At 60.3% G+C, this 19,034-nt stretch carries 15 protein-coding genes; 10 read left to right on the top strand and 5 right to left on the bottom strand.

Annotated elements, in window-relative coordinates:
• The first annotated feature begins 83 nt into the window (after positions 1–83).
• Positions 84–1,058, top strand: coding sequence for a cysteine synthase A (gene cysK / locus MUM_RS0128950; RefSeq protein WP_010176514.1), 975 nt, complete (start codon positions 84–86; stop codon positions 1,056–1,058).
• 186 nt (positions 1,059–1,244) lie between these two features.
• Positions 1,245–2,183: an aspartyl/asparaginyl beta-hydroxylase domain-containing protein gene (locus tag MUM_RS0128945; RefSeq protein WP_010176513.1), complete on the top strand. Its 939-nt coding sequence runs from the start codon at positions 1,245–1,247 to the stop codon at positions 2,181–2,183.
• A 56-nt stretch (positions 2,184–2,239) separates the two neighbouring features.
• On the opposite strand, the gene MUM_RS1000000134520 is transcribed toward MUM_RS0128945, so the two are convergent.
• Positions 2,240–2,398 (bottom strand): hypothetical protein, encoded by a 159-nt coding sequence (locus tag MUM_RS1000000134520; protein ID WP_158000319.1) that lies wholly within the window; start codon positions 2,396–2,398, stop codon positions 2,240–2,242.
• A gap of 42 nt (positions 2,399–2,440) precedes the next feature.
• Positions 2,441–2,980: a hypothetical protein gene (locus MUM_RS0128935; RefSeq protein WP_010176512.1), complete on the bottom strand. Its 540-nt coding sequence runs from the start codon at positions 2,978–2,980 to the stop codon at positions 2,441–2,443.
• Between the two features lie 429 nt (positions 2,981–3,409).
• On the opposite strand from MUM_RS0128935, the gene MUM_RS0128930 reads away from it, so the two are divergent.
• Positions 3,410–4,270, top strand: a complete 861-nt coding sequence (locus MUM_RS0128930; RefSeq protein ID WP_010176511.1) for a DMT family transporter — start codon at positions 3,410–3,412, stop codon at positions 4,268–4,270.
• A 30-nt stretch (positions 4,271–4,300) separates the two neighbouring features.
• Here the strand turns inward: MUM_RS0128930 and MUM_RS0128925 are convergent, their stop codons facing one another.
• Positions 4,301–5,197 carry a DMT family transporter gene (locus tag MUM_RS0128925; RefSeq protein WP_010176510.1) on the bottom strand — a complete coding sequence of 299 codons (897 nt, stop codon included), beginning with the start codon at positions 5,195–5,197 and terminating at the stop codon, positions 4,301–4,303.
• A gap of 73 nt (positions 5,198–5,270) precedes the next feature.
• Complete coding sequence (locus tag MUM_RS0128920) at positions 5,271–6,881, bottom strand: methyl-accepting chemotaxis protein (protein WP_010176509.1); 1,611 nt, start codon at positions 6,879–6,881, stop codon at positions 5,271–5,273.
• Positions 6,882–7,309: 428 nt separating this feature from the next.
• Between MUM_RS0128920 and aceK the strand changes: the two genes are divergently transcribed.
• The 7 genes from aceK to MUM_RS0128885 all read left to right on the top strand — a co-directional run bounded on the left by aceK (position 7,310) and on the right by MUM_RS0128885 (position 18,199).
• A complete protein-coding gene (gene aceK, locus MUM_RS0128915; protein WP_010176508.1) occupies positions 7,310–9,031 on the top strand; it encodes a bifunctional isocitrate dehydrogenase kinase/phosphatase in 1,722 nt (573 codons plus the stop codon).
• A 70-nt stretch (positions 9,032–9,101) separates the two neighbouring features.
• Complete coding sequence (hrpA, locus tag MUM_RS0128910) at positions 9,102–13,013, top strand: ATP-dependent RNA helicase HrpA (protein ID WP_010176507.1); 3,912 nt, start codon at positions 9,102–9,104, stop codon at positions 13,011–13,013.
• A gap of 228 nt (positions 13,014–13,241) precedes the next feature.
• Positions 13,242–14,363, top strand: a complete 1,122-nt coding sequence (locus MUM_RS0128905; RefSeq protein WP_010176506.1) for a beta-ketoacyl-ACP synthase III — start codon at positions 13,242–13,244, stop codon at positions 14,361–14,363.
• A gap of 25 nt (positions 14,364–14,388) precedes the next feature.
• The gene (locus MUM_RS0128900) at positions 14,389–15,003 is read left to right on the top strand and encodes an RNA polymerase sigma factor (protein ID WP_010176505.1); all 615 of its coding nucleotides are present in this window, start codon (positions 14,389–14,391) and stop codon (positions 15,001–15,003) included.
• Positions 14,997–15,230 (top strand): anti-sigma factor family protein, encoded by a 234-nt coding sequence (locus MUM_RS0128895; protein ID WP_003210701.1) that lies wholly within the window; start codon positions 14,997–14,999, stop codon positions 15,228–15,230. The genes MUM_RS0128900 and MUM_RS0128895 overlap by 7 nt, the downstream gene beginning before the upstream one ends.
• A gap of 339 nt (positions 15,231–15,569) precedes the next feature.
• Positions 15,570–16,904 carry an OprO/OprP family phosphate-selective porin gene (locus MUM_RS0128890; RefSeq protein ID WP_010176504.1) on the top strand — a complete coding sequence of 445 codons (1,335 nt, stop codon included), beginning with the start codon at positions 15,570–15,572 and terminating at the stop codon, positions 16,902–16,904.
• Positions 16,905–17,074: 170 nt separating this feature from the next.
• Positions 17,075–18,199 carry a GNAT family N-acetyltransferase gene (locus MUM_RS0128885; protein WP_010176503.1) on the top strand — a complete coding sequence of 375 codons (1,125 nt, stop codon included), beginning with the start codon at positions 17,075–17,077 and terminating at the stop codon, positions 18,197–18,199.
• An 11-nt stretch (positions 18,200–18,210) separates the two neighbouring features.
• Here MUM_RS0128885 and aqpZ read toward each other — a convergent pair whose 3' ends face one another.
• Positions 18,211–18,912, bottom strand: coding sequence for an aquaporin Z (gene aqpZ / locus MUM_RS0128880; RefSeq protein WP_010176502.1), 702 nt, complete (start codon positions 18,910–18,912; stop codon positions 18,211–18,213).
• Between the last annotated feature and the right edge of the window lie 122 nt (positions 18,913–19,034).

Below are 19,034 nucleotides of genomic sequence, written 5' to 3'. Positions count from 1 at the left end.
CCGCCGGACGTTCGCTTGACTGGACGCCTCGCAACACGAGGCATACCCTTGGGGCCTTCCTGAAATTGCCTTAAGGACCCGTCATGAGCCGCATTTTTGCAGACAACGCGCACTCCATCGGTAATACGCCCCTGGTTCAGATCAACCGTATCGCCCCGCGTGGCGTGACCATCCTGGCCAAGATCGAAGGGCGTAACCCGGGGTATTCGGTAAAGTGCCGGATTGGCGCAAACATGATCTGGGACGCCGAAGGCAGCGGCAAACTCAAGCCCGGCATGACCATTGTCGAACCGACTTCCGGCAACACCGGTATCGGCCTGGCGTTTGTCGCCGCCGCCCGTGGTTACAAGCTGTTGCTGACCATGCCCGCTTCCATGAGCATCGAGCGACGCAAGGTGCTCAAGGCCCTCGGCGCCGAACTGGTGCTGACCGAGCCGGCCAAGGGCATGAAGGGCGCGATCGAAAAAGCCGGCGAAATCCTCGCCAGCGACCCGGCCAAGTACTTTATGCCGGCCCAGTTCGAAAACCCGGCCAACCCGGCGATCCACGAGAAAACCACCGGTCCGGAAATCTGGAATGACACCGATGGCGCCGTGGATGTGCTGGTGGCAGGCGTAGGCACCGGCGGCACCATCACCGGGGTGTCGCGCTACATCAAGAACATCCAGGGCAAGCCGATCCTGTCGGTGGCGGTGGAGCCCATCAGCTCGCCGGTGATTACCCAGGCGCTGGCCGGTGAAGAGATCAAGCCCAGCCCCCACAAGATCCAGGGCATTGGCGCCGGTTTTGTGCCGAAAAACCTCGACCTGTCGATGGTCGACCGGGTCGAACTGGTCAGCGACGAAGAGTCCAAGGCCATGGCGTTGCGCTTGATGCAGGAGGAGGGGATTCTGTGCGGTATCTCCTGCGGCGCGGCGATGGCCGTGGCGGTGCGCCTGGCCGAGAAGCCGGAAATGCAGGGCAAGACCATCGTGGTGGTGCTGCCGGACTCCGGTGAACGCTACCTGTCGAGCATGTTGTTCGCCGATTTGTTCACCGATCAGGAAAACCAGGCTTGATTCAAATCAGCGCGATGGCGTGGCCCTTATGCATAATTGGCCCGTTATCGCGCACCGCTAGATGCTGATTGTTGGAGTGCGCGGGTTTTTCCCGAGGCCCGGAGTGTTTATCATGGCCGGCTGCTACGTCTGGTTTCCCCAAGCCGGGAGGCTAATCGCCAGACGCCTATTTCCAGGAGTTGCTGCATGACCTTTTCTTTGGCCGCCAAACTGTCGGTGTTGCTGCTGTTTATCGGCAGCACGCTGTATGTGCATTTGCGTGGCAAGGCCCGTTTGCCGATGTTGCGTCAGTTCGTCAACCATTCGGCGCTGTTCGCTCCGTACAACGCCTTGATGTACCTCTTCTCTGCCGTGCCATCCAAGCCGTACCTGGACCGCAGCAAGTTCCCGGAGCTGGACGTGCTCAAGGACAACTGGGAAGTGATTCGCGAAGAGGCCATGCACCTGTTCGACGAGGGCTACATCCGTGCGGCCGAGAAGAACAACGACGCCGGTTTTGGCTCGTTCTTCAAGAAGGGCTGGAAGCGTTTCTACCTCAAGTGGTACGACAAACCGTTGCCGTCGGCTGAACTGCTGTGCCCGAAAACCGTGGCCCTGGTCAGCAGCATTCCCAACGTCAAGGGCGCGATGTTTGCGCTGTTGCCCGGTGGCAGCCACCTCAACCCGCATCGCGATCCGTTTGCCGGTTCCCTGCGTTATCACCTGGGGCTGTCCACGCCCAACTCCGATGACTGCCGCATCTTCGTCGACGGCCAGGTATACGCCTGGCGTGACGGTGAAGACGTGATGTTCGACGAAACCTACGTGCACTGGGTGAAGAACGAAACCGAGCACACCCGGGTGATCCTGTTCTGCGACATCGAACGCCCGCTGAGCAGCCGCCTGATGACCCGCATCAACCGTTGGGTCAGCGCCCAACTGGGCCGCGCTACCGCGCCACAGAACCTGGATGACGAACGCGTTGGCGGGATCAACCAGGCGTATGCCTGGAGCAAGCGCTTCAGTGACGGCTTCAGTGGTGTGGTCAAGCAGTGGAAGCGCAAGCATCCGAAGGCTTATCGCATCCTGCGGCCGGTGCTGGCGGTGGTGGTGCTGACGGCGTTGGGGTATTGGTTGTTTGGCTGATTCAAGTGCCTGAAACGAAAAAACCGCTCTGTTGGAGCGGTTTTTTTATGGGGGGATTATTTACGGCCTGCCAATACGCCTGCTGGCTCGTCGACCCCCTCAAGGAGCGCTCGAAGTATGCGTGGATCGATTGCCGGGAGCTCATCGGTGAGCTGTTCGTGGTTACGGGCTGATTTTTTGTTTTTTGTTGCTTTATTTTGAACGAGACCTTTCATGGTGTCTCCGAATTGATCATTAATTGATCGATGGTCTGGATCCTAAGCGCTGCCTATTTCCTTTGCAAGCCTGCCTGACCCATCGAACGTAAAGCCCAGTTTTTCGTAGGCTGGAACTGCTCCCGGTAAAGGCTCCTGTATTTCGATGGCCTTGCTGCCAACGATCCGTACGTAATGCTCTACCGCCATCAACGCAAGCGGGGCAATGTAACCGCGCAGTGAATGATCGCCTCCCGGTTTTGCTTCTAATCGGACGATCCGCATCCTCAGTCGGCTGTGGTTCGGGTTGGCAAAGCACAGTCCACAGAGTTCACGATCCAACCAGATTGAAAGGTCGAAATACATCAGCTCCTTCGCTTTCCACTGTACGACCTCTTCCCATGAAAAGCAGGGCGACTCCCAGGTGTGATAAGCATCCAGGGCTGCCCCATTTATTGCTTCAAAGCGGACGTGCGTGAGGTTTGGTATACCGCCGGTTGCGTGCTCCCATTTAGTCGACAATCGGGCAAGTGTTGCGTTGGCAAAGTTGCGGGCTTTTGACCTATTCAACTGGTACCTGAGAAAGGTGTGTGGTCGCGGCATTTTTTCTCTTGAGGTTGTGGGGGGCTGGTTTTTCCAGCCTAGGCATGCACCCATCGCCTGTCCTTACTGGCCTTTTGGCGAAGTCATTGCAAAGCATGTCCCCGGCTGGTTATAGTCGACCACCGGTGTTTTCAGACACCGTATTCACCCCTTCAAAAAAGATCAGCACATGCCAGCTTCCTTGCGCATAGCGGTAGTCGATTCAGCGGTCAACGCTGCGGTCGTGCCGTGCGGGAGCCAGCAGCCTGCGCAGATCAGTCACTACCCCCCACCTGTCAGTAGCACGCCGGTGTACGCAGTCGTATCACCGCCGGGTGTTGGCATTTCGGGCTGATCAGTTGATTGCTGTTCCCCTGTGCCCGCCTGAAAAAACCTACTGAATTTCAGCGTTTGCTGAGTTGGCTTTTTGCCTGATCACAGGTGGTATCCATGTCTGTTCTTTCGAAACAATCCGTGGCCGCGGCGGCCTCGACGAGCCTGTTTGTCTTGCTGTGGAGCAGCGGGGCGATTTTCTCCAAATGGGGCCTGGCCCACGCGTCTCCCTTTGCGTTTCTGCTGATCCGTTTTGCCATCGCCCTGGCGGGGCTGGTGATTCTGGTACCGGTCCTCAAGTTGAAGTTGCCGCGCCCCGGCAAGCCGATGCTCTACGCGGCAGCCACCGGTCTGGTGCTGTTGGGGGCTTACCAGATTTTCTATCTGCTGGCGCTGGACCTCAAAGTGACGCCGGGCATGATGGCGACCATCATGGGCGTGCAACCGATCCTGACCGTGGTGCTGATGGAGCGTCAGCGCTCCTGGAGCCGGATGTTCGGCCTGGCGCTGGGGTTGGCGGGGTTGATCATGGTGGTGTATCAGGGCATCGGTATGTCCGGTATGTCCCTGGCGGGCATGCTCTTCGGCCTGCTGGCCCTGGCCAGCATGACCTTCGGCTCGATCATGCAGAAGCGCATCACCGATAACCCGTTGGGCACACTGCCGGTGCAGTACCTGGCGGGCTTGGTGTTGTGCTCGGTGTTTGTGCCGTTCCAGCCGTTTCACTTTGAACACAGCACTGGCTTTTTCGTACCGGTGCTGTGGATGGGGCTGGTGGTGTCACTGCTGGCGACGCTGTTGCTGTACCGGCTGATCGCCCGGGGCAATCTGGTGAATGTCACCAGCCTGTTCTACCTGGTGCCGGCAGTGACGGCGGTGATGGACTACCTGATCTTCGGCAACCGGCTGGCAATGCTGAGCCTGCTGGGGATGGGGTTGATCATTGTCGGGTTGGCTTTTGTGTTTCGTAAGGGCTGACCTACCCACGCTGTAGGAGCCGAAAAGCTCCTACAGCTTCCTGGTCAATTTCCCTGGCCGAAGCACCAGCCACAACGCCCCCGCAATCAACAACCCGCCATACAGATGCGCCATCGACAACGGCTCATCCAGCAGCAACGCGCCCCACAACACCCCGAACGGCGGAATCATGAAGGTCACGGTCATCGACTTCACCGGGCCAATGGACGTCAGCAAACGGAAGTACAGGATGTAGGCAAACGCTGTACACACCAGCCCCAGCCCCAGCAGCGACAACCACACAGGCCAACCGCCCCAGCTGACCGGTGGATGGCTGATGGCACTCCAGGCAAACAGCGGCAGCAGAAACAGCGTGGCCCCGAGCATGCTGCCCAAGGCCGCCAGGCGACTGTCCAGGCCACCCCGTTGATCGAGCCAGCGCCGCGCCAAAAAGCCGGCAAAGCCATAACAGGTGGTCGCCAGCAGGCACGCCAGCGCGCCCATCAGCAACTCCATGTCGAACGCCACCGGCCCTGCGCGGGTCAGGATGCCAACGCCGAACAAACCCAGGCACACCCCGGCGATTTTCGACGGTGTGAGGCGCTCACTGAAAAACAGCCCGCCAATCAGCACGCCCATCAACGGCGTCGTGGCATTGAAGATCGCCGAGTAACCCGCCGGCAGCACCTGGGCTGCCACCGAATACATGGTCGCGGGAATGCCCGAATTGATCACGCCCAGCAACAGAACCGTCTTGAACTTGCCCTGGAAATCCCAGCTCACCCGCATCATGGCGAGGATCACCAGCAGCCCGGTGGCGGCAATCGACACCCGGAAAAACGCCGTAGGAAGGGTGCCGATTTCCGGCGCGATAATCCGCATGAACAGAAAGCTTGCGCCCCAGATAGCGGCCAGCACCAACAGGTGCAGGGTGTCGACAGGTCTCACGGGAAAACTCCTGTTTGATAAGGGCGGCAGTGTTGCCCACCGACCTGCCTGACACAATCGCTAATACATGTTTTTACAGGACGAAACGGGTCACCAAACCATTGAGGTCCACCGCCAAGCGCGACAGTTCCTGGCTGGCCGCCGAGGTCTGGGTGGCACCGGCGGCGGTTTGCGTCGACAGGTCCCGAATGTTCACCAGGCTACGGTCCACTTCACGGGCCACCAGGGCCTGTTGCTCGGCGGCGCTGGCGATCACCAGGTTGCGCTGGCTGATCTGCGAGATCGCCGCGGTGATTTTCTCCAGTGCGCTGCCGGCGCTGTTGGCCCGCTGCAAGGTCTGGCCGGCGTGTTCGGCGCTGCTGTTCAGGGCGCCGACGGTGTCCTGGGTGCCTTGCTGGATACCGTTGATCATCTGCTCGATTTCTTCGGTGGAGTCCTGGGTGCGTTGTGCCAGGGAGCGCACTTCGTCCGCCACCACGGCAAAACCGCGACCGGCCTCGCCTGCGCGGGCTGCCTCAATGGCGGCATTGAGCGCCAGCAGGTTGGTCTGCCCGGCGATCCCGCGAATCACTTCCAGCACCTTGCTGATGTCCTGTGCCTGCACCGCGAGGCCTTCGGCCTTGGTCGAGGCACCGAGCACTTCGTCCACCAGGTTCTGGATCGAGCTGATGGTTTCGCTGATCTGGTAGTGGCCGTGTTTGCTGTCTTCGTCGGAGGCCTTGGAGGCTTCGGCGCTGGACACCGCATTGCCCGCCACTTCATCGACCGCCGCGCTCATCTGCGTCACGGCGGTAGCTGCCTGTTCGATCTCATCGTTCTGCGCCTGCAGGCCACGGGTGCTCTGCTCCATCACCGAGCTCATCTCTTCTGCCGCCGATGCCAACTGCTGCGAGGATTCGCTGATGCCCCGGATGGTGTCCTGCAGGTGGGTCTGCATGGTGGCCAGGGCGGTGAGCAACTGGGCTGCTTCATCCTTGCCTTCCACGACGATCGGCCGGCTCAGGTCGCCGGACGCGATGGTGCGGGCCACCGTCAGTGCCTGGCCAATGGGCGTGGTGATGCTGCGGGTCAGCAGCCAGGCCAGCAACAAGGTGGCCAGCAGGGCGGTGAGGATAATGGTGCCGACCACCCACTGGGCGCTGGTGTACATCTGGGCCGCTGATTCTGCTGCGTCCTCCACACCTTTTTGGTTGAAGGTAATCATGTCTTCCAGGCTTTTATTGAGGACCGTGCCCTGAGGTGCCAGGCGGCTGTTGAGCAGGTCCATGGCGTTTTGCTGTTGGTCCTGGTCGACCATTTGAATCATCTGGGCGACGATCGTCATGTAGCTCGCAACGTTGGCTTTCAACTGCTTGAGCATGTCGCGTTCCTGCTCGTTGCTCAGCAGGGCTTCGTGGCGGTTAAGCAATTCTTCCAAGTCAGCGCGCTGGCGGGTGATCAGGTTTTTGCTGTTGTCCCGCACTCTGGACTCGTCGGTGGTCAGCAAGCGCAACGCTTCCAGGCGGATGCTGGCGACATAGGCGGCGCTGTCGTGAATGTTCTCGATACTCGGCATCCACGATTCTTCGATGATCAGCGCGCTTTCCCGCAGCTTGGCCATCTGGCCCAGGCCAAACAGGCCGACCACAATCAACAGACTGGCCAAAACCCCAAAACTCAGACTGGCACGCAGACCGATCCGCATATTCCTCAATGACATCTCAATGCTCCTTGGGCGATTAGAACCTGTTCCCGGATCGGTCTTCTGACCTTGTTAGGGTGGGAAAGGGCGCGCTATATAGCAAAGAGCCATCACTCTTGTAATCAGGGTTTCCCTTACGTTGGATCCAATGCGCAGGGAAGGGGAGAGGCCCGTTGCGGTAGAGCAAAGACTCGGATTTTTCCGAAGACACACGGGTAAGGCCCGTGGTTAAAGGCCTTCAGCTGGAGCGCTGAATGAGGCGGGGATGACTTGCAGGTGTTTTTATTGACCGAATGGTCGAACTATTAAAATTGAAAATAAATGTACAAAGTGAACAAAGCTGTACAAGGGTGAACGAAAAATGACCCTTCTCCTGTCACTGCACACTGGCTAAGCTCAGCTCATTCCAAATGCCCGCAGAGGTTTCCCAAATGCCGCAGCAAACGCCAGCGCTCGACATTGCGCAGATGATCCTCGACGGCTTCGACGACTACCGCGAGCACTTCCGCCAGATCACCGATGGCGCCCGGGAGCGCTTCGAAAAGGCGCAGTGGCAGCAAGGGCAGACGGCTTCGGCTGCGCGCATCAACCTGTATGAAGACAAGGTCAGTGAGGTCACGGCGCGGCTGCGGGCGGCCTTCGATGAGGCCGTATTGCTCGACATTTCAGTGTGGCCGCTGGTGAAAAGCGCCTACATCAGCCTGATCGACCTGCGGTTTGACGATGAGCTGTCCGAGACCTGGTACAACTCGACGTTTTGCGGCCTGTTCAGCCATGACCTGATCAGCGACGGCTGCATGTTCATCCACACCACCCGGCCGAGCCTGCGCCGCGCCCGGGCTGCACAAACCCGCACCTACAAGCCGGGCGGCAAGCTGGCGGGCATGCTGGAGCAGATTTTCGCCGACTACAGTTTCAGCGAACCCTACGCCGACTTGCCCGCCGACCTGCGCCGCCTGGAAGCGCAATTGCGCGAAAACCTGCCGGACTGGGTCTGCAAGGACCCGGACCTCAACGTCGAACTGTTTTCCTCGGTGCTGTACCGCAACAAAGGCGCGTACCTCGTAGGGCGTATCTACACCCGTGATGAGCAATGGCCGCTGGTCATCCCGCTGTTGCACCGGGAAGGACGGGGCATCCAGATCGACGCGCTGATCACCGACGAGGCCGATGTGTCGATCATCTTCTCGTTCACCCGTTCCTATTTCATGGTGGACGTGCCGGTTCCGGCCGAGTTTATCGGCTTCCTCAAGCGCATCCTGCCGGGCAAGCACATCGCCGAGTTGTACACCTCCATCGGCTTCTACAAACACGGCAAATCCGAGTTCTACCGGGCGCTGATCAACCACCTCGCCACCACCGATGACCAGTTCATCATGGCCCCGGGCGTGCGCGGCATGGTCATGAGCGTGTTTACCCTGCCGGGCTTCAACACCGTGTTCAAGATCATCAAGGACCGGTTTTCGCCCTCGAAAAACGTCAACCGCGCCACCGTGATCGAGAAGTACCGGCTGGTGAAAAGTGTCGACCGGGTCGGGCGCATGGCCGACACCCAGGAGTTCGCCGACTTCCGCTTTCCGTTGAGCAAGTTCGAACCCGAGTGCCTGGCCGAGTTGCTTGAAGTCGCCGCCGGCACCGTCGAGGTGGAAGGCGACACGGTGCTGATTCGCCACTGCTGGACCGAACGGCGCATGACCCCGCTCAACCTCTACCTGGAAAACGCCAACGAAGCCCAGGTGCGCGAAGCCCTGGAAGACTACGGCCTGGCGATTAAACAACTGGCCGCGGCGAATATTTTCCCCGGCGACATGCTGCTGAAGAATTTTGGCGTCACCCGTCACGGTCGCGTGGTGTTTTACGACTACGACGAAATCTGCTTCCTGACCGAGGCCAACTTCCGTCATATCCCGGCGCCACGTACGCCGGAAGATGAAATGGCTTCCGAGCCTTGGTATTCCATCGGCCCGCTGGATGTGTTCCCGGAGGAATTCCCACCGTTCCTGTTTGCCGATTCCGGCCAGCGCCAGCTGTTCGACCAGTTGCACGGCGAGTTGTACAACGCCGACTATTGGAAAGGCCTGCAAGAGGCGATTCGCGCCGGCAAGGTGATTGATGTGTTTCCCTACCGGCGCAAGGGCCTGGACAACGAATGAGGGGAGCGCGTGGCGGCGCTTTTCTGCGACAATCCGCCCCCTGCATAAATAGACGACCTTTGCGTACCTGATGACTGACCAAGCGCCCGCTATCGACCAACTGCTGAAAAACCTCGATCACGCCATGCTCGCCGACCGCCACCGCTTGCGGCGGCAGCTGCTTGAGCTGCGCAAGAAACCCGATGAGGAAAAACTTGCGCAGTGGGTGACGCGGATGCAGGCCTCCTGTGCCCAGGTGACGGCGCGGCGCGCCAGCCTGCCGGTGATTCGCTACGACGACAGCCTGCCGATCGCCGCCAAGCGCGACGAGATCAAAGAGGCGCTGCTCAAGCATCAGGTGCTGATCATTGCGGGTGAGACCGGTTCGGGTAAAACCACGCAGTTGCCGAAAATCTGCCTGGAAATCGGCCGTGGCCAATACGGCCTGGTCGGCCACACCCAGCCGCGGCGGATTGCGGCACGCAGCGTGGCGAGCCGGGTCGCGGAAGAATTGGCGACGCCGCTGGGAGCGCTGGTGGGCTATCAGGTGCGGTTTGAGGATCAGAGCGATTCCAACACCCTGATCAAGCTGATGACCGACGGCATCCTGCTGGCCGAAACCCAGAACGACCGCTACCTCGAACGGTACGACACGATCATCGTCGACGAAGCCCACGAACGCAGCCTGAACATCGACTTCCTGCTGGGCTACCTGAAAACCCTGCTGCCGCGTCGCCCGGACCTCAAGGTCATCATCACCTCGGCCACCATCGACCTGGAGCGCTTTTCCAAGCACTTCGACGATGCGCCGATTGTCGAGGTGTCGGGCCGCACGTTCCCGGTGGAAACCTGGTACCGCCCGCTGACCCTGGAGCAGGACGAGGAGGGCAACCGCGTCGAGGATGACCTGACCGTCGACCAGGCGATTCTCGCCACCCTCGATGAAATCGCCGCCTTCGAGCGTAGCGAGCGCAAGAGCCCCGGCGATGTGCTGGTGTTCCTGCCCGGCGAGCGCGAGATTCGCGATGCGGCCGACATGCTGCGCAAGGCCCAGCTCAAGCACACTGAAATCCTGCCGCTGTATGCGCGCCTGTCACCGGCCGAGCAGCAGCGGATTTTCCAGTCCCACCCCGGCCGTCGTGTGGTGCTGGCGACCAACGTCGCGGAAACCTCGCTGACCGTGCCGGGCATTCGCTATGTGATCGACAGCGGCACCGCGCGGATCAGCCGCTACAGCTATCGGGCCAAGGTCCAGCGTTTGCCGATCGAGGCGATTTCCCAGGCCAGCGCCAACCAGCGTAAAGGCCGGTGCGGGCGCGTCGAGCCGGGCATTTGCGTGCGCCTGTTCAGCGAAGAAGACTTTATCGGGCGCCCGGAATTTACCGACCCCGAGATTCTTCGCACCAACCTCGCGGCCGTAATCCTGCAGATGCTGCACCTGCGTCTGGGGGAAATCACCGACTTCCCGTTTATCGAGCCGCCGGATGGCAAGGCCATCAGCGACGGTTTCAACCTGCTGCAAGAATTGTCCGCAGTCGATCGCAACAGCCAACTGACGCCGCTGGGCCGCCAGTTGGCACGCTTGCCGGTGGACCCGCGCATGGGCCGCATGCTGCTGGAGGCCGCCAAGCTTGGCAGCTTGCAGGAAGTACTGATCGTCGCCAGCGCCATGTCGATCCAGGACCCGCGCGAGCGCCCGCCAGAACGCCAGCAAGCCGCCGACCAGGCCCACGCACAATGGAAGGACGCGGACTCGGACTTCGCCGGGCTGGTCAACCTGTGGCGCGGTTTTGAAGAGCAGCGCCAGGCATTGACCGCCAGCCCGCTGCGCAACTGGTGTCGCAAGAATTTCCTGAATTACCTGCGCCTGCGGGAGTGGCGTGATTCCCACCGCCAGTTGAGCCTGATCTGCCGCGACATGCAGCTGACCGTCAACAAAGAACCGGCGGATTTCCCGAAACTGCACAAGGCGGTGTTGTCCGGCCTGCTCAGCCAGATTGGCCAGAAAACCGAAGAAGGCGATTACCTCGGCGCGCGTCAGCGGCGTTTTTGGATTCACCCTTCGTCGGGCATCGGCAAGAAGCGCCCGCAATGGCTGATGACCGCCGAGCTGGTGGAAACCACCAAGCTGTATGCGCGGATGGTGGCCAAGATCGACGCCGACTGGATCGAGCCGTTGGCCGGGCACCTGATCAAGAAAAACCACTTCGAACCGCACTGGGAGAAGAAGCGTGGCCAGGTGGTGGCGTTTGAGCAGATCACCCTGTTCGGGTTGATCATCGTCGGTCGCCGGCCAGTGCATTACGGGCCGATTGACCCGGTGACGTCCCGCGAGCTGTTTATCCGTGAAGGCCTGGTGCGGGGCGAAATTCAGTCCCGGGCCCGGTGCCTGACGGCCAACCAGCAACTGCTGGAGCAGCTCGATGAGCTGGAAGCCAAGGCTCGCCGGCGCGACATCCTGGCGGACGAAGAAACCCTGTACGCCTTCTACGATGCGCGCCTGCCCGCCGAGATCCACCAGACGGCGACCTTCGACAGTTGGTACAAGGTCAACAGCCAGAAAGACCCGCAACTGTTGATCATGCGCGAAGAAGACGTGCTGGCCCGGGAGGCCAGTGAAGTCACCGCCGCCCATTACCCCGACACCCTGCACCTGGGCGACCTGGCCCTGGCCTTGAGTTACCACTTCGAGCCCAACCATCCCCGGGACGGCGTGACCCTGCGCGTGCCGGCACCGCTGTTGCCGGCGTTGCCGCCCGAGCGCCTGGAGTGGCTGGTGCCGGGTGTGATCGAGGCCAAGTGCATTGCCCTGGTGCGCAACTTGCCCAAGGCCCTGCGCAAGAACTTCGTGCCGGTGCCGGATTTCGTCAAGGCGGCGTTGCAGCGTATCGAGTTCGGCCAAGGTTCGTTGCCCCAGGCATTGGGGCGCGAATTGTTGCGCATGACCGGGGCACGGGTCAGCGATGAAGCCTGGGCCGAGGCCGCGCAGCAGGTGGAAAGCCACCTGAAGATGAACCTGGAAGTGGTCGACGGCCAGGGCAAGTTCCTTGGCGAAGGCCGCGACCTGGCCGAGCTGACCGCCCGTTTCGCCGAAGCCAGCCAGGCCGCGTTGGCCGTGCCGCAGACCGCGAAAAGCCAGCAGCCGGTGGAGGCCAAGGTGTTCGCGGCGGTGGCCGAGAAAACCCAGCAAAACATCGCTGGGCTGTCGATGACGGTTTATCCGGCATTGGTGGAAGAAAATGGCACGGTGAAGGAGGGGCGTTTCTCCACTGCCGCCGAGGCCGAGTTCCAGCACCGCCGGGCCTTGCAGCGCCTGTTGTTGCAGCAATTGGCCGAACCGGCGAAATTCCTGCGGGGCAAGTTGCCCGGCCTGACCGAACTGGGGCTGATGTACCGCGAGCTGGGGCGTATTGAAGCCCTGGTGGAAGACATCCTGTTGGCCAGCCTCGACAGCTGCGTGCTGGAAGGCGAAGCCAGCCTGCCGCGTGACGGCGCCGGCCTGGCGGCCCTGGCCGAGCGCAAGCGCGGCAGTTGGACCGAGCATGCCGAGCGTCAGGCGCGCTTGACCCTCGAGATCCTGAAACTGTGGCATGGTTTGCAAAAACGCTTCAAAGGCAAGATTGACCTGGCTCAGGCCGTGGCTCTCAATGACATCAAGCAGCAACTGAGCAACCTGGTGTATCCCGGTTTTGTGCGGGAAACCCCGGCTCAGTGGTTCAAGGAGCTGCCGCGTTTCCTCAAGGCCATCGAGCTGCGCCTGGAGAAATTGCCGAGCCAGGTGCAGAAGGACCGGGTCTGGAGTACCGAACTGGGCGGCCTGTGGAGCCAGTATCAGAACCGCCTGAACAAACACGCCCAGGAAGGCAAGCGCGACCCTCAACTGGAGCTGTATCGCTGGTGGTTGGAGGAATATCGGGTGTCGTTGTTTGCCCAGCAATTGGGTACCAAGGTGCCGATTTCCGACAAGCGTTTGAGCAAGCAATGGAGCCTGGTCGAAGCGTGACCACAATCCCCGGGACAGGCGCCTGTCGAGCAAATGGCGCCAAATCCGGGGCTTTATGGCAAACTTCGCGGTTATAAATGCCGGGATCGTCGAGTTGGGCTGATGCAGCCGTGGCGCGATGGAATAAAGCGTTTCCAGTTTGAAGGCCGCTGGGCGGCATAAAACTACTTACGGTTTGGTACGACGGTACCAATACCCTTCTGCCTGAACAGATTTAGAGGAACGACCGTGCATAACGTCGTCATCAGCGGCACAGGCCTGTACACCCCGGCCAACAGCATCTCCAACGAAGAGCTGGTGCAGTCTTTCAATGCTTACGTGCAACAGTTCAACCTGGATAACGCCGCCGCCATCGAACGGGGTGACGTGCAGGCGCTGACCGAATCCAGCGCCGCGTTTATCGAAAAGGCCTCGGGCATCAAGAGCCGCTTTGTCATGGACAAGGCCGGCATTCTCGACCCGCAGCGCATGGCGCCCCGCCTGCCCGAGCGCTCCAACGACGAATGGTCGATTCTCTGCCAGATGGCCGTCAGTGCTGCCGAGCAAGCCTTGCAGCGCGCCGGCAAGACCGCCGCCGACATTGATGGGGTGATCGTCGCCTGTTCCAACCTGCAGCGGGCGTACCCGGCGATTGCCATCGAAGTCCAGGAAGCGCTGGGCATCCAGGGTTTTGGCTTTGACATGAACGTGGCCTGCTCCTCGGCGACTTTCGGCATCCAGAACGCTGCCAACAGCATCCAGTTGGGCCAGGCCCGGGCGATCCTGATGGTCAACCCGGAGATCTGCACCGGCCACCTGAACTTCCGTGATCGTGACAGCCACTTCATCTTCGGCGACGCGGCCACCGCTGTGATTCTGGAGCGCGCTGACCTCGCCACGTCCGAGCATCAGTTCGACGTGGTGAGCACCAAGCTGCTGACCAAGTTCTCCAACAACATCCGCAATAATTTCGGCTTCCTCAACCGCGCGGCGGAAGAGGGCATCGGTGCCCCAGACAAGCTGTTCGTGCAGGAAGGCCGCAAAGTCTTCCGTGATGTCTGCCCGATGGTCGCCGAGTTGATTGGCAAGCACCTGACGGAAAACCAGCTGAATGTGGGGGATGTGAAGCGCTTCTGGCTGCATCAGGCCAACCTCAGCATGAACCACCTGATCGTCAAGAAACTGCTGGGCCGCGAGGCTTCGGTGGAAGAAGCGCCGGTGATCCTCGATACTTACGCCAACACCAGCTCGGCGGGCTCGGTGATTGCGTTTCACACCTACCAGGACGACCTGCCCAAGGGCGCCGTGGCGGTGCTCAGCTCGTTTGGCGCGGGTTATTCGATTGGTAGCGTGATTCTGCGCAAACGCTGATCATGTTTTGAAATCGAGGTCTTGAATGGCAGCAGCGGACGACGCGCACCTGCTTGAACGATTGCTCAAGGGCGAGCAGCGGGCTTACAAGGAAATGGTCACCACCTACCAGAGCGCCATGCGCGCCGTGGCCTATGCCATCGTCGGCCAGCGTCATGCCGATGAGGTGGTGCAGGACGCCTGGCTCTCGGTGGTACGTAACCTGGCGAAGTTCGAGGGGCGCTCCAGCCTCAAGACCTGGCTGCTGACCATCACGGCCAACTCGGCAAAGGGCCGCTACAAGCAAAATCGCCGGGAAGTGCTGCTCGATGACTTGCCGTCGCCCCACGGCACCATCGGTGATGATCGCTTTGTGCCCGATGATGGCCACTGGGCCGTTGCACCGTTTGCCTGGCACCAGGACACGCCTGAAGCGTTGCTCACCGAAGACGAACTGCGCGAATGCCTGGAGCACACGCTGGCGAGTCTTTCCGAGTTGCAGAGCAGCGTATTGCTGCTGCGGGAACGTCAGGGCCTGGAATTGGAAGAGATTTGTAATCTTCTGACACTATCGCTCTCCAATGTTCGTGTGCTGCTGCATCGGGCACGGCTTAAAGTCTTCGCCACGGTGGAGCATTTTGAGGAAACCGGCGAATGTTGACCTGTAAGGAACAAGTGGCGCGTTCCAGTGACTATCTCGATGGGCAATTGACCTTTCGCGAGCGCCTGTTGGTGCGCCATCACCTGATGTTCTGCCCCAACTGCCGGCGGTTTATCCGGCAGATGCGCTTGATGCAGGCAACGCTGAAGATCCTGCCCGAGCCGCCAATCGCTGATGTCGACGCGTTGGCCGAACGCCTGGCCGCCGAGCGCTCCCGCGACCAGTAGTACCCGTCACTTTTCACACAAAAACGAAGCCCGCATCGATAAAGGATGCGGGCTTTTTTTTGCTCAAAAAATAACCAAGATGAAAAATATTTCATTTTTCTCGGGTGTTTTTACATTTTGCAACATCTGACATTTTTACCATTTTAAAGCGCTGGAGCCTTGATTTACGTGGGGTTTGGCTTATTTCGAATGGCTATTAAAAAGTTCCTGAGTAACAAAATCTTTATGTTCCAGCAACCCGGCTGAAATATCCCCTCGCCAAGATCGCCCCCCAACACGAGCGGCTCTAAACCGCGTGTTTTGCCAATGCACAAGACCATCAATTAGGGGAATTCTTCGATGATCCGTAAGCACTTCGCCGGTTTCGCGGCCAGCGCCCTGGCCCTGGCTGTCACCGCCCAGGCTTTCGCTGGTACTGTCACAACTGACGGCGCCGATATCGTTGTCAAAACCAAGGGCGGCCTTGAGGTTGCAACCACCGACCAGAATTTCAGCTTCAAGCTGGGTGGTCGTTTGCAGGCCGATTACGGCACGTTTGATGGCTTTTACACCAAAAACGGCAACTCGGCCGACGCCACGTATTTCCGACGCGCCTACCTCGAATTGGGCGGCACGGTGTACAAGGACTGGAAATACCAGATCAACTACGACTTCTCCCACAACTCCGGCAACGCCGATGATGGCTACTTCGACGAAGCGTCTTTCTCGTACGTAGGCTTCAAGCCGGTGGTGATTCGCGCCGGCCGCTTCGACCAGGACTTCGGCCTGGAAAAAGCCACCAGCTCCAAGTGGGTCACCGCCATCGAGCGTAACCTGGGTTATGAAGTCGCCGATTGGGTCAACTCCCACGAAAACGGCATGGGCCTGCAAGTCAGCGCCGTGGTCGCCGACATGGCCTACCTGTCCTCCAGCGTGTCGTCCAAAGACATCAACGACAAGAACGGCAAAGGCGTGAAGCAGTTCAACGGCCGAGCCGTGTTTGCGCCGATGCACGAGAGCGGCAACGTCTTGCACCTGGGTGTGGACGTGGCGGTGCGTGACCTGAAGGACACCTCGTTCGACTCGCGAATCCGTCCTCGCCTGGATGCTCGCGGTGTTGCCACCAACGGCGGCAACGATGCCGGCGCCAACGGTAACCGTGCGACCTTCGGCGGTGGCGTGGGGCTGGATTCCGGCAACCTGACCGCGAATGACGCCTACGACACCGACACGGTGTTCGGCGGTGAATTTGCCTTCGCTCGCGGCCCGCTGTCCCTGCAGGCCGAATACCTGAACCGCAAGATGAAGGCCGACAGCAGCGCTTATCAGGACGTGAAGGCCACGGGCTTCTACGGCCAGGTCGCCTACACCCTGACTGGCGAGTCCCGCGTCTACAAACTCGACGGCGCCAAGTTCGACACCATCAAGCCGGAGAACAAGCAGTTCGGTGCGTGGGAAGTGTTCTACCGCTACGACAACATCAGCGTTGATGACAAAAACGTCGTGCGTAACAGCGCGACCCGTGAAGTGGGCGACGCCAAGGCCAGCCTGAACACCATCGGCGTCAACTGGTACGCCAACGAAGCGGTGAAGATCTCCGCCAACTACCTCAAGGTCAGCACTGACAAGATCCAGAACGCCAATGGCGACGACAGCGGCGACGCCATCGTAGCCCGCGTGCAATACGTGTTCTAAGCAACCTGTAACACCGCTCCAATGCGCTTTTTCTTCATCCGTTAAAGCGCTCCTCATTTGGTTTTGCCCCGCCGCTTGGCGGGGCTTTTTTTATGGGGCGGATAACCCCAAATGCCCACCGGAACTGCGATACTCGCCACGTCTGCCTGTGGTCACCGTCGGGGAATGGGATGCCGTTACAACGTTTGAATAGCCTGTCCGAGATTGCGCCCGATGAATGGAATGCGCTGGTCCCCGTAGATCAGCCGTTTCTGCGCCATGCGTTCCTCAGCGCCCTGGAAGACAGCGCCAGCATCGGCCCGCACTCCGGCTGGCAGCCGGAGCATTTGCTGCACTACGAAGGTGGCCGGCTGATTGCCGCGTTGCCCAGCTACCGCAAATGGCATTCTTACGGTGAATACGTGTTCGACCACGGTTGGGCCGACGCCTGTGAGCGTGCCGGTATCGACTACTACCCGAAATTGCTCACGGCAGTGCCCTTCAGCCCGGTCAGCGGCCCGCGCCTGCTGGCCGCCCGCGCAGAGGACGGCTTCGAATTGCTCAAGAGCCTGCCGGGTTATCTGGAGATCGAAGGTCTTTCCAGCGCTCATATCAACTTTACCGATACGCTGGCAGACACCGCACTGGCCCAACAGCCGGGTTGGTTGCAACGCCTGGGCTGCCAGTTTCATTGGCAGAATCGCGGTTACCGCGACTTCCAGGACTTCCTCGATGCCTTGAGTTCGCGCAAGCGCAAACAGATGCGCAAGGAGCGCGAACAGGTGGCGGGGCAGGGGATTGAGTTCGAGTGGTTGCAAGGCCATGAACTGAGCGAAGCGCAGTGGGATTTCGTCTACGCCTGTTACGCCAATACCTACGCTGTGCGTCGACAATCGCCCTACCTGACCCGGGCGTTTTTCAGCCTGCTGGCCGAGCGCATGCCCGAGGCGATTCGCGTGGTGCTGGCCAAGCAAGGCTCACGGCCGGTGGCCATGGCGTTCAGCCTGATCGGCGGCGACAGCTTTTATGGTCGTTACTGGGGCTGCCTGGCGGAGTTCGACCGGCTGCATTTCGAGACGTGTTTCTATCAAGGCATGGACTACGCGATTGCCCACGGTTTGCAGCGGTTCGACGCCGGTGCCCAGGGCGAGCACAAGTTGATTCGCGGGTTTGAGCCGGTGATTACCCGCTCCTGGCATTACTTGCGCCATCCGGGATTGAAGACGGCGGTGGCGGATTTCCTGGAGCGCGAAAGCGTGGGAATCCTGGCGTACGCTGAAGAAGCGAGAACAGCCCTGCCTTATCGGCAGGGCTGAACCCGTTGGGCTCAGGCGGTTTCTTCCTTGCCCAGCCATCGATAAGTGACACCGCCGATCACCGCACCGAGGATCGGCGCCAGCCAGAACAGCCACAGCTGCTGGAGCGCCCAACCGCCGACAATCAGCGCCGGGCCGGTACTGCGGGCCGGGTTGACCGAGGTGTTGGTGACCGGGATCGAGATCAGGTGGATCAGCGTCAGTGCCAGGCCGATGGCGATAGGCGCCAGGCCTGCCGGGGCACGGCGGTCGGTGGCGCCGAGGATGATCAGCACGAACATCGCGGTCATCACCAGCTCACACACAAACCCCGCCGCCATTGAATAACCACCGGGCGAATGCTCGCCATAGCCATTGCTGGCGAGGCCAGAGGCCAGTTCGAACCCAGGCTTGCCGCTGGCAATGAAGTACAGCAGCGCGGCGGCGATGGTACCGCCGATCACCTGGGACACGATGTAGGCGGGTAACTCCCTGGCCGGAAACCTTCCGCCCACGACCAGCCCCACCGAAACGGCCGGGTTCAGGTGACAGCCGCTGATATGCCCGATGGCAAATGCCATGGTCAGCACCGTGAGCCCGAACGCCAGGGCCACACCGAGCAGACCGATTCCGACGTTGGGGAACGCTGCGGCCAACACCGCACTCCCGCAGCCGCCCAACACCAGCCAAAACGTACCCAGTCCTTCCGTAACGGAACGTTTGAACAGTGACATGAACACATCCTTAGTAGATTTCTCTATCTGATTAACGGGTCTGTGGTGCATCCCTGCTGCCTTAAATCAGGGCCCTCCTGGGGCCTGATTGCAGTACAGCAGGATTGTGTCGCAAGACCAGC

Source organism: Pseudomonas sp. PAMC 25886 (assembly GCF_000242655.1).
Lineage (GTDB): Bacteria > Pseudomonadota > Gammaproteobacteria > Pseudomonadales > Pseudomonadaceae > Aquipseudomonas.
Note: the sequence above shows the minus strand (reverse complement) of the source record. Positions and strands in the feature narration are given on the sequence as shown.

Excerpts from the sequence above, each read along its gene's own strand:
- cysK (WP_010176514.1), top strand. The coding sequence starts at position 84 with ATGAGCCGCATTTTTGCAGACAACGCGCACTCCATCGGTAATACGCCC.
- MUM_RS0128945 (WP_010176513.1), top strand. The coding sequence starts at position 1,245 with ATGACCTTTTCTTTGGCCGCCAAACTGTCGGTGTTGCTGCTGTTTATC.
- MUM_RS1000000134520 (WP_158000319.1), bottom strand. The coding sequence starts at position 2,398 with ATGAAAGGTCTCGTTCAAAATAAAGCAACAAAAAACAAAAAATCAGCC.
- MUM_RS0128935 (WP_010176512.1), bottom strand. The coding sequence starts at position 2,980 with ATGCCGCGACCACACACCTTTCTCAGGTACCAGTTGAATAGGTCAAAA.
- MUM_RS0128930 (WP_010176511.1), top strand. The coding sequence starts at position 3,410 with ATGTCTGTTCTTTCGAAACAATCCGTGGCCGCGGCGGCCTCGACGAGC.
- MUM_RS0128920 (WP_010176509.1), bottom strand. The coding sequence starts at position 6,881 with ATGCGGATCGGTCTGCGTGCCAGTCTGAGTTTTGGGGTTTTGGCCAGT.
- aceK (WP_010176508.1), top strand. The coding sequence starts at position 7,310 with ATGCCGCAGCAAACGCCAGCGCTCGACATTGCGCAGATGATCCTCGAC.
- hrpA (WP_010176507.1), top strand. The coding sequence starts at position 9,102 with ATGACTGACCAAGCGCCCGCTATCGACCAACTGCTGAAAAACCTCGAT.
- MUM_RS0128900 (WP_010176505.1), top strand. The coding sequence starts at position 14,389 with ATGGCAGCAGCGGACGACGCGCACCTGCTTGAACGATTGCTCAAGGGC.
- MUM_RS0128895 (WP_003210701.1), top strand. The coding sequence starts at position 14,997 with ATGTTGACCTGTAAGGAACAAGTGGCGCGTTCCAGTGACTATCTCGAT.
- MUM_RS0128890 (WP_010176504.1), top strand. The coding sequence starts at position 15,570 with ATGATCCGTAAGCACTTCGCCGGTTTCGCGGCCAGCGCCCTGGCCCTG.
- MUM_RS0128885 (WP_010176503.1), top strand. The coding sequence starts at position 17,075 with ATGCCGTTACAACGTTTGAATAGCCTGTCCGAGATTGCGCCCGATGAA.
- aqpZ (WP_010176502.1), bottom strand. The coding sequence starts at position 18,912 with ATGTCACTGTTCAAACGTTCCGTTACGGAAGGACTGGGTACGTTTTGG.